Source organism: Streptomyces sp. NPDC002911 (genome assembly GCF_053591835.1).
On the sequence record NZ_JBSFUO010000009.1, the window covers coordinates 297,088 to 309,624 of the forward strand.

At 71.1% G+C, this 12,537-nt stretch carries 11 protein-coding genes, 2 tRNA genes and 3 pseudogenes; 8 read left to right on the forward strand and 8 right to left on the reverse strand.

Going from position 1 to position 12,537, the window contains the following annotated elements:
* Positions 1–188 precede the first annotated feature (188 nt).
* The gene (locus tag ACWD04_RS17480) at positions 189–662 is read right to left on the reverse strand and encodes an SSI family serine proteinase inhibitor (protein ID WP_451132754.1); all 474 of its coding nucleotides are present in this window, start codon (positions 660–662) and stop codon (positions 189–191) included.
* A gap of 321 nt (positions 663–983) precedes the next feature.
* On the opposite strand from ACWD04_RS17480, the gene ACWD04_RS17485 reads away from it, so the two are divergent.
* Together ACWD04_RS17485 and ACWD04_RS17490 are read left to right on the forward strand one after the other, a co-directional pair.
* Positions 984–1,074: transfer RNA gene (locus tag ACWD04_RS17485), tRNA-Ser, on the forward strand.
* Between the two features lie 205 nt (positions 1,075–1,279).
* A tRNA-Arg gene (locus ACWD04_RS17490) sits at positions 1,280–1,352 on the forward strand.
* An 82-nt stretch (positions 1,353–1,434) separates the two neighbouring features.
* Here ACWD04_RS17490 and ACWD04_RS17495 read toward each other — a convergent pair.
* The 3 genes from ACWD04_RS17495 to ACWD04_RS17505 all read right to left on the reverse strand — a co-directional run bounded on the left by ACWD04_RS17495 (position 1,435) and on the right by ACWD04_RS17505 (position 4,226).
* Positions 1,435–2,631 carry an NAD(P)/FAD-dependent oxidoreductase gene (locus tag ACWD04_RS17495; RefSeq protein WP_451132756.1) on the reverse strand — a complete coding sequence of 399 codons (1,197 nt, stop codon included), beginning with the start codon at positions 2,629–2,631 and terminating at the stop codon, positions 1,435–1,437.
* Between the two features lie 113 nt (positions 2,632–2,744).
* Positions 2,745–3,689: an RNA polymerase sigma factor SigJ gene (sigJ, locus tag ACWD04_RS17500; RefSeq protein WP_451132758.1), complete on the reverse strand. Its 945-nt coding sequence runs from the start codon at positions 3,687–3,689 to the stop codon at positions 2,745–2,747.
* A 27-nt stretch (positions 3,690–3,716) separates the two neighbouring features.
* Positions 3,717–4,226, reverse strand: coding sequence for an LppU/SCO3897 family protein (locus tag ACWD04_RS17505; RefSeq protein ID WP_451132760.1), 510 nt, complete (start codon positions 4,224–4,226; stop codon positions 3,717–3,719).
* Positions 4,227–4,547: 321 nt separating this feature from the next.
* On the opposite strand from ACWD04_RS17505, the gene ACWD04_RS17510 reads away from it, so the two are divergent.
* The 6 genes and pseudogenes from ACWD04_RS17510 to ACWD04_RS17535 all read left to right on the forward strand — a co-directional run bounded on the left by ACWD04_RS17510 (position 4,548) and on the right by ACWD04_RS17535 (position 10,068).
* A complete protein-coding gene (locus tag ACWD04_RS17510) occupies positions 4,548–5,435 on the forward strand; it encodes a DUF2797 domain-containing protein (RefSeq protein ID WP_451132762.1) in 888 nt (295 codons plus the stop codon).
* 192 nt (positions 5,436–5,627) lie between these two features.
* Positions 5,628–6,365, forward strand: a complete 738-nt coding sequence (locus tag ACWD04_RS17515) for a response regulator transcription factor (protein ID WP_451132764.1) — start codon at positions 5,628–5,630, stop codon at positions 6,363–6,365.
* A 4-nt stretch (positions 6,366–6,369) separates the two neighbouring features.
* A pseudogene (locus tag ACWD04_RS17520) lies at positions 6,370–7,542 on the forward strand (sensor histidine kinase); the annotation flags it as partial.
* Positions 7,543–7,590 (forward strand): annotated as a pseudogene (locus ACWD04_RS17525) (glycosyl transferase); the annotation flags it as partial. It abuts the pseudogene before it with no gap.
* 124 nt (positions 7,591–7,714) lie between these two features.
* Positions 7,715–9,214 carry an MFS transporter gene (locus tag ACWD04_RS17530; protein WP_451132766.1) on the forward strand — a complete coding sequence of 500 codons (1,500 nt, stop codon included), beginning with the start codon at positions 7,715–7,717 and terminating at the stop codon, positions 9,212–9,214.
* Positions 9,215–9,294: 80 nt separating this feature from the next.
* Positions 9,295–10,068, forward strand: coding sequence for a TetR/AcrR family transcriptional regulator (locus ACWD04_RS17535; protein ID WP_451132795.1), 774 nt, complete (start codon positions 9,295–9,297; stop codon positions 10,066–10,068).
* A gap of 28 nt (positions 10,069–10,096) precedes the next feature.
* Here the strand turns inward: ACWD04_RS17535 and ACWD04_RS17540 are convergent, their stop codons facing one another.
* From ACWD04_RS17540 to ACWD04_RS17555, 4 genes and pseudogenes are all read right to left on the reverse strand, one after another.
* Entirely contained in the window at positions 10,097–11,044 is a 948-nt protein-coding gene (locus ACWD04_RS17540; protein WP_451132768.1) for an NAD(P)-dependent oxidoreductase, read from the reverse strand.
* 7 nt (positions 11,045–11,051) lie between these two features.
* A complete protein-coding gene (locus ACWD04_RS17545) occupies positions 11,052–11,522 on the reverse strand; it encodes a PPOX class F420-dependent oxidoreductase (protein ID WP_451132770.1) in 471 nt (156 codons plus the stop codon).
* 29 nt (positions 11,523–11,551) lie between these two features.
* Positions 11,552–12,367: a YceI family protein gene (locus ACWD04_RS17550; RefSeq protein ID WP_451132772.1), complete on the reverse strand. Its 816-nt coding sequence runs from the start codon at positions 12,365–12,367 to the stop codon at positions 11,552–11,554.
* A gap of 67 nt (positions 12,368–12,434) precedes the next feature.
* Positions 12,435–12,518 (reverse strand): annotated as a pseudogene (locus ACWD04_RS17555) (cold-shock protein); the annotation flags it as partial.
* Between the last annotated feature and the right edge of the window lie 19 nt (positions 12,519–12,537).

Sequence of the window (12,537 nt, forward strand, 5' to 3'; positions counted from 1 at the left end):
CTGACGTGCGCCGATACGTTCCGGCGTCCGCCTGGAGACCGCCTGAAGTACCCCCGGGCGGGCGGCGTGCAGGCCTCTGGAGCGGCCTGTACGCGCCCCGGTGCGCGCCGTCCGGCTCGGCCGAAGTCCCGGCGCACGCCCCGCCGAACCGGCTACAGCGCGGAGGGGCGCGCACCCCGCCGAACCGGCTACCGCGCGGAGGGGAGCACCGGCACGAGGCTGTTCCAGCGCGAGATCTCGCAGCCGTTGGCCCGGCTGAACCGCGCGTCGACGGCCTCCCCCTTCCAGGTGCCCTGCACCCGGGCGGCGGCGGGCCCACCGGCCTGCTGGGTGCACATGGCGTTCCGGTCCGTGGCCACGAAGGGGTTGCCCCCCGACTCCGCGGCCGCGTCCAGCAGGTCGCAGGCACGCTGCGCGGCCGGGTGGCTGCCGCCCGCCGGGCCGCACCGCAGCTCGAAGGTCCCGTCGGCCGTCGGATTGCCGGACTCCGAGACCGTCACGGTGAGCCGGGTCTGCGTGTTGGCCTGCGCCGTCGGCCATACCTCCTGGAGTACGGGGAGCGGAGGCAGCGGCACCAGAGGGGACGCGGCTGTGGCGGCGGGTACGGCGGCGGACAGCGCGGCGAGGGACGCGACGGCGGTGAGGGTGAGACGGCGAAGCATGCGGGGCTCCTGTTGTTCTGACGCGCCGGAAGCGCGCCGGCTTGTTCCGGGTACGCGCGCCGTGTCGGGCGAGCGCCGGGCACATCGGGTGACGGACGGAGGGCGGAGCCCTCTCGTCCTCTCTAACGCTCCTTACGCCCGCACGTTGCGCAACTCATGGAGGGCCGACCGGGACAGCCGTACGGCGAAGGTCACCTGAACGCCCACCGCAGGGCGCTTTGCCTAGCCGCCCACCTGCCTAGTAACCTGGGCGGCGATTGGTGACAGCGCGCTCGTCTGTGTCATCATCTGCACGCACCACCCGCTCGCGCGGGGTGTGCTGGAGGCGTCGCCTAGTCCGGTCTATGGCGCCGCACTGCTAATGCGGTTTGGGTCTTAAAGCCCATCGAGGGTTCAAATCCCTCCGCCTCCGCAAGATCACGAAGCCCCGTGCCCCCGGCGCGGGGCTTCGGTCGTATCCAGTCCGGGAAACCTGCCTCAGAACGGTGTTTTCGCAGGCCAGAGGCGGTTTGGCTAATGGATTTCGCGTCACGGCACAGGTCATGTAATGTTGTTCTCGCAACGCCGACCGGGCAGAAAAGTCCGGGGAGCGGGACCGAGGTTCACGCCGAGGACAAGCACTCGTAGCTTAACGGATAGAGCATCTGACTACGGATCAGAAGGTTGCAGGTTCGAATCCTGCCGAGTGCACAGCAGGCCGGAGGCCCTCAGGAGAAATCCTGAGGGCCTCCGGCCATTTGCGTGGGCGGCAACACGCCCACGCCCGGCCGGGTCAGGCCGACGTCTCGGTGACCGCCGTGGTCGGGGCTCCTGCCCGCACCACGCGGCGGCGCCGGGTCGGGATTCCGAGCGTCGGCTTGGCGACGCTCCAGGCCGCGCCCTTGCAGATCAGCTCCTTGTAAAGGGCGGCGAAACGTCCGGTCAGGGCTGCCCGGACGGCTCGGTCGTCGGCGGTGACGTACTGGATGAGGCCTTCCCTGCGGCCCAGCGAGATGCACTGGTTGAAGTAGCGGAGCGGGATGTTCGGGAGCTTCCCGCCGGTCAGGCGTGCCGCCAGGGCGTCGGCACTCTGCCATGCGGTAGGGCCGCCCGTGGCGCACGACATCCGCAGCGGCTTGTCGCCCGGGCCCATCGCCATGGCGGCGTCGCCGACGGCGTACACGTCGGGGTGCGAGACCGAGCGCATGGTCCCGTCGACCACGATCTGGCCCGTGCCGGTGACTTCCAGGGTGGTGGCCTTCGCGATCGGATGGACCGTGAAGCCGGTGGTCCACACGGTGACCGCGGCGGGGAGGGACGTACCGTCGGCGGTGGCGACCCGGTCGGCCTCGACACCGGTGACGGCGGTCTTCTCGTGCACCGTGACGCCCAGGTCGTCGCAGACCTTCCGCAGGTGCCGGCGGCCCTTCGGTGAGAGCCAGTCACCGAGCGTGCCCCGGGCGACGAGTGCGACGTCGAGGTCCGGGCGGGACTCGGCGATCTCGGTCGCGGCTTCCAGGCCGGTGAGGCCGCCGCCCACGACGACCACGGGCCGGCCGGCGTCCAGGCCGGCCAGGCGCTCGCGCAGCCGGAGTGCTCCCGAGCGGCCGGCGATGTCGTGGGCGTGCTCCGCGGTGCCGGGGACGCCCTGGGTGTTCCAGCCGCTGCCGAGGGCGTACACGAGGCTGTCGTACTCAAGCTCCTCGGCGCCGTTCGCGTCGATGACGGTGACGGTCCTGCGCTCGACGTCGACGCCGGTGACCTTCCCGATCCTCAGGGCGACGCCGGTGCCCGCGAACATCGCGTCGAGGGGCCGGTGTCCGAGGTCCTGACCGGCCGCCAGCTGGTGCATCCGGACACGCTCGACGAAGTCGGGCTCGGCGTTGACGAGGGTGATGGCGACGTCTTCGCGGTGCAGACGCCTGGCGAGGCGGCCGGCCGCGACGGTTCCCGAGTACCCGGCTCCGAGGACGATGATTCGGTGCTTCATTTCCTTGCTCCTGTCTCGCGCGGTTCTGCCCCTTGAACCGGGCAGCCCGCCGTTTCCTGACAGGAGTGCTTTGTGAGGCGGGCCACATCGGCGTGATGAGGAGGCGGAAGGCGTCAGAAGGCGTGGAGCAGTGGTTCCCCGTGGTCGGTGGCGGCCCACCGCCGGGTCGCGCGTTCGAGCTTGTCGGGGTTGACCTGGTTACGGAACGCGGCGATGCCCTCGGGAGTGATCTGCAGGCACATGACGCCGATGACCCGGCCGTCGAGGACCGCCACGAGGGCCGGGGCGCCGTTGGCCGTCGTGGAGTAGATCCCCGGGGAGCCTCCGGCGAGGGCGCGCCAGGCCTTGCTGAATTTGAACAGGCCCCGCATGAACGTCGCGACCGCGAGGGCGCCTTCGAACGCCTTGGTGCGGGCCGGGACCTTGCCGCCGCCGTCGCCGATCGAGACGGCGTCCTCGGTGAGGAGCCGAACGAGCGGCTCGGTCCGGCCGCTGGTGGCGGCCTCGAGGAACTCCTCGACGATCCGCCGGGCGGCGGCCCCGTCGATCTCGGCGCGGGCCCTGCCGTCCGCCAGGTGCTTCTTGGCGCGGTGGAGGATCTGCTGGCTCGCAGCCTCGGTGATGTCGAGGATCTCCGCGATCTTCCGGTGCGGGTGGTCGAAGGCTTCCCGCAGCACGTACACCGCCCGCTCGTACGGCGAGAGGCGCTCCATGAGGGCGAGGACCGCGTACGAGACGGATTCGCGCTGCTCGGCGGTGTCGGCCGGGCCGAGCATGGGGTCTCCGGCGAGCAGCGGCTCCGGCAGCCACTGGCCCACGTAGGTCTCGCGTCGGGCCCTGGCAGAGGTGAGCTGGTTGAGGCACAGGTTGGTGAGGACCTTCGTCAGCCAGGCCTCGGGTACCTCGATGCGGTCGATGTCGGCGGCCTGCCAGCGCAGGAACGTGTCCTGGACGGCGTCCTCGGCATCGCTCGCGGATCCGAGCAGACGGTAGGCGATGGCCTCCAGGCGGGGCATGAAGGCCTCGAACCGGTCCATGTGGTGTGCCGTCAGAGCCATGGCCCGGATCCTAACGCCGGGCGTCCCTCAGCGCGCGTAGGAGCCCAGGCCGACCAGGCAGTACACGTATTCGTCGAGGGTCGCCCCGTTGAGGGTGTAGCGGTACGAGAACGCGTACTGCGTCCGGGAGTCGGACTCGCACCTGCTCATGTCCGACGTGGAGGGGATCGTCTCGATCACCTGATAGTGGGCGTCGGACGCCGAGCAGGACACCTCGTCGACGCCGCTGACCTCCTGCGCGGTCGTGGAATCCGGCAGGGTCCCGTTGAGGCAGGTGCCGGACTCGTACGGATCGGGTTCTTCGGTCGCTGTCTCGTACGGATCCTCGGTGTACGGGTCCTCGGGCTCGTCGGTCTCCTCCGCGGCCTCGGTCTCCTCGGTTCCCACGGCGGCGGGGTCCTCGGCGTTCGGGTCCTCCGAGTACGGAGCGTCGGTGTAGGGGGCGTAGGCCGAGGCGCCGGGTGTGGCGGTGGACGAATTGCTGTCGTCCTCGGTCGAGTCGACCAGCACCACCGCGAGCACGAAGGCCGTCGCCACTCCGAGTACCGCCAGCCACCTGACGCCGTTCGACGGCCCGGAGACCCGGATCCGCAGGAGTACCTCCCGGCCGCCGGCATGGGCCCGGACGAGGTCGCCGTCCGTGGAGGGCGGGATGCGGATGCGGGTGGCGCCGGTCGGCAGGGGGACGGTGACGACGGCGCCGTCGGCGGCCTGGCGCGGTGTGAGCGAGAGGGGAATCTCCGTTGAGGACCCGGTTCAGTGTGAATCGCCGACGCACTGAAGTGGAAGTACTTTCTAGAATGTCACTCTAGAAACGTAGCGGTTCTACGCTGTTCGTATGGGGCTGAGAGGGGTGGCGTGAGCGGCTGGCGGTGTACCGGGCTGCGCTGGCCCCACGGCGAGCCCGTGCTCGGCTGGGCGCGGAGCGACGGGACCGGGCAGGGGCGGGTGAGCGTCCTGGCGTACGGGAAGGAGCTCGGGTTCCGGGTTGAGGGGGAGCGGCACTGCCTCGGTGCGCGGGGCAACCCGTGCCCGGTCGGGGCCCTGGTGCCGGTACGGAGTACCGGGGCGCGGTGTGCGGTGTGCGCACGGCTGGACCGGGCGCACTCGGTGGCGGCGGACACGATCGCCGACGACCCGCGGACGTACCGCGTCTACCTGGCCTGGTTCGGGCCGGGCATGGTCAAGGTCGGGATCACCGGGGAGGCACGGGACGCCGCACGGCTGCGGGAACAGGGGGCCGTGGTGTTCAGCTGGCTGGGGCGCGGCCCGCTGATGGCCGCGCGGCGTACGGAGGAGCTGCTGCGCTCGGCGCTCGGGGTGCCCGACCGGATCCCGTACGCGCGCAAGCGCGCCGTGCGCGACGAGTTGCCGGCGGCGGCGGAGCGGGCGGCCGAGATCGAAGCCCTGTACCGGCGGGCCGCTGCACTGGGCGGTGCCGGATGGCCGGAGGCGCTGGAGCGGCTCCCGTTCGAGGCGGTCGATCATGCCGGGGTGTTCGGGCTCGGCGGGGCGGGCCGGGTGGCGCGGGTGGTGACCGGACTGGTGGACGGCGGCGTGGTGGCCGGGCGGCTGGTGGCGGCGGCCGGGCCCGATCTGCATCTGGGGACCGTGGACGGCGAGGTCGTCGTGCTGGACACGCGGCTCGTCACCGGCTGGGACCTGGTGGGTGCGGACGCGCGGGCGGTTCTGAACGTCCCAGCCGTGGCCGTGGGGACCGGTGGCGTGCAGGACGGGCTGTTCTGAGATGGTCGCCGGATCGTTCGCCTCGCCGATCCGGGGGACCGGATCCTGCTCGGTACGGACGTCCCGAACATCCCGGACCCGTACGCTCATCGGCTGCTGTTCCGACGGCAGTGACGGTCCGCCGGCGCGTTTCTCAGGGAATTCACAGGTAGGCGAAAGCTCATTCTCACGGCCGTCTCACAGGCTTGAGCCATGACGACGACCTCGCCCCAGGGGCGTACAGAACTGCTCAGGGCCGACCACAGCCCCGTCCGCGTACTGGTCGTGGACGACGAGGCTCCGCTGGCCGAGCTGCTCTCGATGGCCCTGCGCTACGAGGGGTGGGAGGTGCGCAGCGCCGGGGACGGGGCGGGTGCCGTGCGTACGGCGCGCGACTTCCGCCCCGACGCGGTGATCCTCGATGTGATGCTTCCCGACATGGACGGGCCGGCCGTGCTCGGCCGGCTGCGGCGCGATCTCAACGATGTGCCTGTGCTGTTCCTGACCGCGCGGGACGCGGTGGAGGACCGGATCGCCGGGCTCACGGCGGGCGGCGACGACTACGTCACCAAGCCGTTCAGCCTGGAGGAGGTCGTGGCGCGGCTGCGCGGGCTGATCCGCCGCTCCGGTACGGCCGCGGTCCGCAGCGAGTCGACGCTCGTCGTGGGTGACCTGGTGCTGGACGAGGACAGTCACGAGGTGAGCCGGGGCGACGACTCGATCCACCTCACGGCGACCGAGTTCGAGCTGCTGCGCTTCCTGATGCGCAATCCGCGCCGGGTGCTGAGCAAGGCACAGATCCTCGACCGGGTCTGGAACTACGACTTCGGCGGCCAGGCCAACGTGGTCGAGCTGTACATCTCCTACCTGCGCAAGAAGATCGACGCGGGGCGCACTCCGATGATCCACACCCGGCGCGGAGCGGGATACCTCATCAAGCCCGGCGACTGACGCCGTGAGCAGGAGGTACGGCGCGGACCGTCCCTGGACGCTGCGGACCCGGCTCGTCGTGTACGCGGTCACGCTCATCGCGGTGGTCGCCGCCGTGATCGGTTCGGTCCCCGTGATCGCCTTCCGGAGCTGAATCACGCCCGGGCGGCCCGGAGGGCGAGGATCCGCTGGACTTCGTCGGCAGGGGCGGCCCGTTCAACACGTTCGGTGCCGTGGTCACCGACGGTTCCGTCACCGTCTCGAAGGTGGCCGGGGGTTCGGATGCCCAGCAGAGCACCGAGGAGCTGACCGACGCGCAGGAGGACGCCCTCCAAGCCTCCGGGGCCGCCCGGACGGCGAGCCCCATGACGTCGAACTTCCAGGGCTCGGCAGTTACCGCGTGAAGGTCGTCCTGTCGAGCGACGGTATGTCCGTCCTGGTCGGCATTCCCACGGCCGAGGTGGACAAGGCGGTCACCACCCTCATCCTCGTCGAGGTCTGCGTCACCTGCGCCGGACTCGTCGCCGCAGGGATCGCCGGTGCCGCCGTGGTCGGCGTCGCCCTGCGCCCGCTGCACAGGGAGGCCGCCACCGCGACCAGGGTCTCCGAACTCCCGCTGCACAGCGGCGAGGTCGCCCTCCTCGAACATGTCCCGGATGCCGAGGCAGATCCGCGTACCGAGGTCGGCCAGGTCGGCGCGGCCCGCAACCGGATGCTGGGACACGTCGGTTCCGCCCTGGAAGCGCGGCAGAAGAGCGAGACGCGGGTACGCCAGTTCGTCGCCGACGCCGGCCACGAGCTGCGCACACCGCTCGCCTCGATCCGTGGGTACGCCGAACTGACCCGGCGAGGCCGGGAGGTCACCGGGCCCGACACCCGGCACGCCCTGGGGCGGATCGAGTCCGAGGCGGAGCGGATGACGGGCATGGTCGAGGACCTGCTCCTCCTGGCACGTCTCGACGCGGGTCGGCCGCTCTCGTGCGAGAGCGCCGATCTCTCGCCGCTCGTCATCGACGCGGTGAGCGACGCCCGCGTCGCGGACCGCGCACCCGGCGGTGCCCCGGGCATGACCCATCACTGGCGGCTGGATCTGCCCGAGGTGCCCGCGACGGTGCTCGCCGATCCGACGAGGATCCAACAGGTGCTGGTCAACCTGCGCGCGAACGCCCGCACACACACCCCGCCCGGCGACCCGGTGATGGCGATCGGCGGGTTCCACGGCAGTGACCCGTCCCCGACGCTCGCCCAGTTCAAGAAGCACGTGGAGGACGGAAAGAGCCATCATGTGTTGTACGGCGTACAGGAAGTGCTCTACGGTGTAGAGGAAAATTCCCGTACGCCGTACAAGTGCACCGGAATCAGGAGTCCGCATGACGGCGACCGCCGCCGAGCAGAACGACCACACGTCCCGGAACGGCCATACGCAGCGCTGGCTGATCCTCGGAGTCATCTGTCTCGCCCAGCTCACCGTGCTGCTCGACAACACCGTCCTGAACGTCGCGATCCCCTCGCTCACGGCGGACCTCCATGCCTCCACCGCCGACGTGCAGTGGATGATCAACGCCTATGCGCTCGTCCAGTCGGGACTCGTGCTCACCGCGGGCAGCTCCGCCGACCGCTACGGCCGCAAGAAGATGCTGGTCGCGGGGCTCGCGCTGTTCGGAGTCGGCTCGCTGGCGGCGGGGCTCTCGCAGACCTCCGGACAGCTGATCGCCGCCCGGGCGGGGATGGGCGTCGGAGGCGCGCTGCTGATGACGACCACCCTCGCCGTCGTGGTGCAGATCTTCGACGAGACCGAGCGCGTCAAGGCGATCGGCATCTGGTCCACCGTCAGCTCCCTGGGTTTCGCCGCGGGGCCGCTGCTCGGCGGCGCGATGCTCAACCACTTCTGGTGGGGGGCGATCTTCCTGATCAACATCCCCGTGGCGGTCCTGGGCCTGATCGCCGTCGTCCGGCTCGTCCCGGAGTACAAGAACCCCCGTGGCGAGCGCCCCGACCTGGCCGGGGCGATGCTCTCCACTCTCGGCATGACAGCCATCGTGTACGCGATCATCTCCGGTCCGGAGCACGGCTGGGGCTCGACGCAGGTCCTGCTGACCGGCTTCGCCGGGATCGCGGTGCTCACCGCATTCGTGCTGTGGGAGCTCCATGTCCCGTGTCCGATGCTGGACATGCACTTCTTCCGGAACCAGCGGTTCACCGGCGCGGTCGCGGGAGTGGTCCTCGTCGCGTTCGGCATGACGGGCTCGCTCTTCCTGCTCACCCAGCACCTCCAGTTCGTCCTCGGCTACGAGCCGCTCGAGGCCGGGCTGCGTACGGCCCCGCTCGCCCTCACCGTTGTCGCGCTCAACCTCACGGGGCTCGGTGCCAGGCTCGTCGCGAAGACGGGGACGCCCACCGTCATCGCCACCGGGATGTGCCTGCTGGCCGCGGGGCTCACCGCGATCGCGCTGCTGGGCGGGCGGGATTACAGCGGCATGCTGCTGGGCCTGGTCGTCATGGGTGCGGGTGTCGCGTTCGCGATGCCCGCGATGGCCAACGCGATCATGAGTGCCATCCCGCCGGAGAAGGCGGGCGTGGGCGCCGGGGTGAACGGCACGCTCGCCGAGTTCGGCAACGGCCTCGGGGTCGCGGTGCTCGGCGCCGTACTCAACTCCCGTTTCGGGGCGCTCGTACCGGGGGTCGCGGGGGCGGCCTCACTGCCTGCCGCGCTCGCCGCGGCGGACGGGGCGGCGGACCGCGAGCGGATCACGGACGCCTTCGCCTCAGGACTGGAGACCAGCCAACTGGTCGGCGCGGCGGCGGTCCTGGCCGGTGGGCTGCTGGCCGCGGCCCTGCTGAGGAGGGCCGAGCGTACGGAAGCGGACTGAGGACCCCAGGTGGCGGGCATAGCATCGGACGAGGGTTGCCGGTACGCAGCAGTGCCACCGCAAGACAAGGAGCGTGCGCCATGGGGTCCGCGGCAGACCGTGTGAAGAACCCTTCCCGGGTCAGCGTGTGGCTGGACCGGCGGACGCCTTCGCGCACCCGTAGGGCTGACCAGCCGGCCGGCCTGGACCGGGACAGGATCACGGCGGCGAGTGTCCGGCTGCTCGACGCCGACGGCCTCGCGAAGTTCTCCATGCGCCGCCTCGCCGCCGAGCTGGATGTCACCGCGATGTCCCTGTACTGGTACGTCGACACCAAGGACGACCTGCTGGAACTCGCCCTGGACACCGTCTTCGGCGAGATCCCGGCCACGCCGGAAGGCGCTGACTGGCACCGCCGGCTGCGCGAGCTGGCGACCAGTTACCGGAAGATGTTCGTCCGCCATCCCTGGGTCTCGGCGCTCATCGGCAGCTTTCTGAACATCGGCCCGCACTCGATGCTGTTCTCGTACGCCGTCCAGGACGTCGTACGGGCCACCGGGCTGCCGCTGGAGCGACAGACGGGCGCGATGGCGGCCGTCTTCCAGTTCGTCTACGGATTCGGCACCACCGAGGGGCACTTCGTGCAGCGCACGGTGGAGGCCGGGCTCACACAGGACGAGTACTTCGAGCGGGCGATGGGCACGATCCGCGCGGACCCGGAGCTCCACCGGGCCATGCGGCCCTCGGAGAACCTGATGGACGCGCGTGGCGGGGCGACGGTGGAAGAGATGCGCGAGCGGGACTTCACGTTCGCACTGGACCTCTTGATCTCGGGCATCGAGGCGACGTGCGAACGCGCGGCGCGCCGCCCGTAGACCGGGTGCGCCGGGCCCGGCCGGGCTCTCAGTAGCCGCGGCCGGTGTCCACGGCCAGCGCGGGCGTACGCCCCTTCGCTACCGCCTGCCAGCAGGACTCGAAGTCGGCGACGACATCCTCGTCTGCAGTGATGCCGGCCGAGTGCGACGTGATCACCGTGCGCGGCAGCCGCCAGACCCGGTCAGCGGGGCCGGCGGGCTCGTCCGGCAGCACGTCGAGCACGGCCCGGCGCACGGCCCCGCCGTGCAGCGCGGTCTCCAGTGCCGCCATGTCCACGGTCGCGCCCCGGCCCACGTTGACGAAGGTGGCGTCCCGCATGGCGGAGAACCGGGCGGCGTCGAAGAAGTGCTCCGTGGCGCGGGTCAGGGGCAGGGTGGACACCACCCACCGGGCCTCCGCCAGGGCTGTCGTCTCCTCCTCCGAGCCGGCCAGGACCACCCGGTCGAAGCCCGCCGGTACGGCACGGGGAGTGCGGCCCACGCCCACCGTGCGCACGGAGCAGGCCCGCAGCAGGCCGGCGACCGCGGAGCCGATGCGCCCGGTGCCGTGGACGACGGCGGTCTGCCCGGCGGCGAGTTCGGACGGGAGGCGGCGCCACTCGGACCTGGAGTGCTGTGCTGCGTGTTCCGGGACGGACTGGCACTCGGCGAGGACCCAAGCCAGCGTGTACTGGGCGATCCGCTCGCCCATCCGTCCCACGGTCCGCGTCAGCAGGGCCCCTTCGGGCCAGGGCCCGGCGGCCAGCAGCGCGTCCGTACCCGCGTTGACGCTGTGGAACCACAGAAGCCGGGGGGTCCGCAGCGCCTCGGGCAGCACGTCCCCCACGTACACGAAGGGGCGGTCGGGCCCGGGGGCGCTCGCCGGGCCGGCCGGGCGCCCGGCGATCCGTTCCAGCTCATGGACCACGGCCGGGCTCACGGACGGGGAGGTCAGCAGTCGGGCCCGCGCGAGCGGATCCGGGTGGGGCGGCGTCATCGTACGGTCAGCTGCCGCCGGCCAGGTGGGCGGGGAAGCCGCCGGTGGCGACCGGACCCCAGCGCTCCGGAGTGATCCGGATGATGGACTTCCCCTGCTTGATCATCGCCGCCCGGTACTCGTCCCAGTCCGGGTGCTCACCGGAGATGGTGCGGAAGTACTCGACGAGGGGCTCGACCGAATCCGGTGAGTCGATCACCTCGGCCGAACCGTCGACCTGGACCCACGGGCCGTTCCAGTCGTCCGACAGGACGATCAGGCTGACCCGCTGGTCCCGCTTGGCATTACGGGTCTTGGCCCGCTCGGGATAGGTCGAGACGACGATCCGTCCCGCGCCGTCGACGCCGCAGGTGAGCGGGGAACCCTGGGGGCGGCCGTCGGACCGGGTGGTCAGCAGGATCGCCCGGTGCCGGGGCCGCACGAAGTCCAGCAGTTCCGCGAGTTCCACGGCGGTGTTGGTCGCGATGTTGGGTGCCATACGGCTCACCCTAGACCCGCCCGGCGGTCCTAACCCGGGATGAAATCACCCTGGACCGCCTGGATGTCGAGTTCGACGCGCAGGGTCGTGCCGATCGCGGAGATGCCGGCCTGCAGCACCTGGTTGTAGTTCATGGCGAAGTCGTCGCGGCGCAGCTCAGCGGTGGCGTGGAAGGCCGCCCGCACCCCACCCCACGGGTCGGGCCCGGTGCCAAGGTAGCTGAGGTCGAGGTCGACTTCCCGCGCGATGCCGTGCATCGTGAGCAGGCCGTGCACCGTCCAGCGGTCGGGTCCGGCCGGCGCCAGCGCACGGGAACGGTAGCTGATCTCCGGGAACGTCTCCACGTCCAGGAAGTCCGCCGAGCGCAGGTGCTTGTCCCGCATGGCGTTGCCCGTGTCGATGCTGGTGGAGGCGATGAAGGCCTCCACCCGGGAGTGCTGGACGTCCTCGGCGATCTCGATACGGCCGCCGAATTCGGTGAACCGGCCGTGCACGCTGGAGATCCCCAGGTGCTGTGCGACCGCGGCCACCGAGGAGTGCACCGGGTCCAGAGACCAGGTTCCCGGAGGCGGCATTTCCACGCCGCCCTGCCGGGCCAGCACCACGGTCCCGGCCTCGACCCGCCCGCTGGCCGTGACGAGCGCGGTGGACGCGGCGGGGGCGTAACCCACCGCCGTGACGATCACCGTGTACGCGCCGGCCGACAGGTGGTCCTCGGTGCGGACGGCACCGTTCTCGTCGGCGTCGGCCCGGAGCACCTGGGTGCCCGTCATGTCGGTCACCGTCACGACCGCGTGCTGGACGGCCCAGCCGTCCCGCGTACGTACCTGTGCGCGAAGTCCCATCCCGTGTTCTCTCCTTGCTCAAAATCACTCGTGAAGCAGCGACTCGATGAGTCGGGCCCCGGGGTGGGAACGGCACCGGGCCGCCGCCGTCCTGCTGGATGAACCCGAAGCCCTTTTCGGCGTCGAACCACTTGACGGTTCCGCCGGCCATGCCGGCGCCTCCTGCAGAT

What these genes read in the sequence shown, in the direction of transcription:
- ACWD04_RS17550 (WP_451132772.1), bottom strand. Translation starts at nt 12,367, where the DNA reads ATGGGACTTCGCGCACAGGTACGTACGCGGGACGGCTGGGCCGTCCAG.
- sigJ (WP_451132758.1), bottom strand. Translation starts at nt 3,689, where the DNA reads ATGGCTCTGACGGCACACCACATGGACCGGTTCGAGGCCTTCATGCCC.
- ACWD04_RS17540 (WP_451132768.1), bottom strand. Translation starts at nt 11,044, where the DNA reads ATGACGCCGCCCCACCCGGATCCGCTCGCGCGGGCCCGACTGCTGACC.
- ACWD04_RS17495 (WP_451132756.1), bottom strand. Translation starts at nt 2,631, where the DNA reads ATGAAGCACCGAATCATCGTCCTCGGAGCCGGGTACTCGGGAACCGTC.
- ACWD04_RS17530 (WP_451132766.1), top strand. Translation starts at nt 7,715, where the DNA reads ATGACGGCGACCGCCGCCGAGCAGAACGACCACACGTCCCGGAACGGC.
- ACWD04_RS17535 (WP_451132795.1), top strand. Translation starts at nt 9,295, where the DNA reads ATGGGGTCCGCGGCAGACCGTGTGAAGAACCCTTCCCGGGTCAGCGTG.
- ACWD04_RS17545 (WP_451132770.1), bottom strand. Translation starts at nt 11,522, where the DNA reads ATGGCACCCAACATCGCGACCAACACCGCCGTGGAACTCGCGGAACTG.
- ACWD04_RS17515 (WP_451132764.1), top strand. Translation starts at nt 5,628, where the DNA reads ATGACGACGACCTCGCCCCAGGGGCGTACAGAACTGCTCAGGGCCGAC.
- ACWD04_RS17480 (WP_451132754.1), bottom strand. Translation starts at nt 662, where the DNA reads ATGCTTCGCCGTCTCACCCTCACCGCCGTCGCGTCCCTCGCCGCGCTG.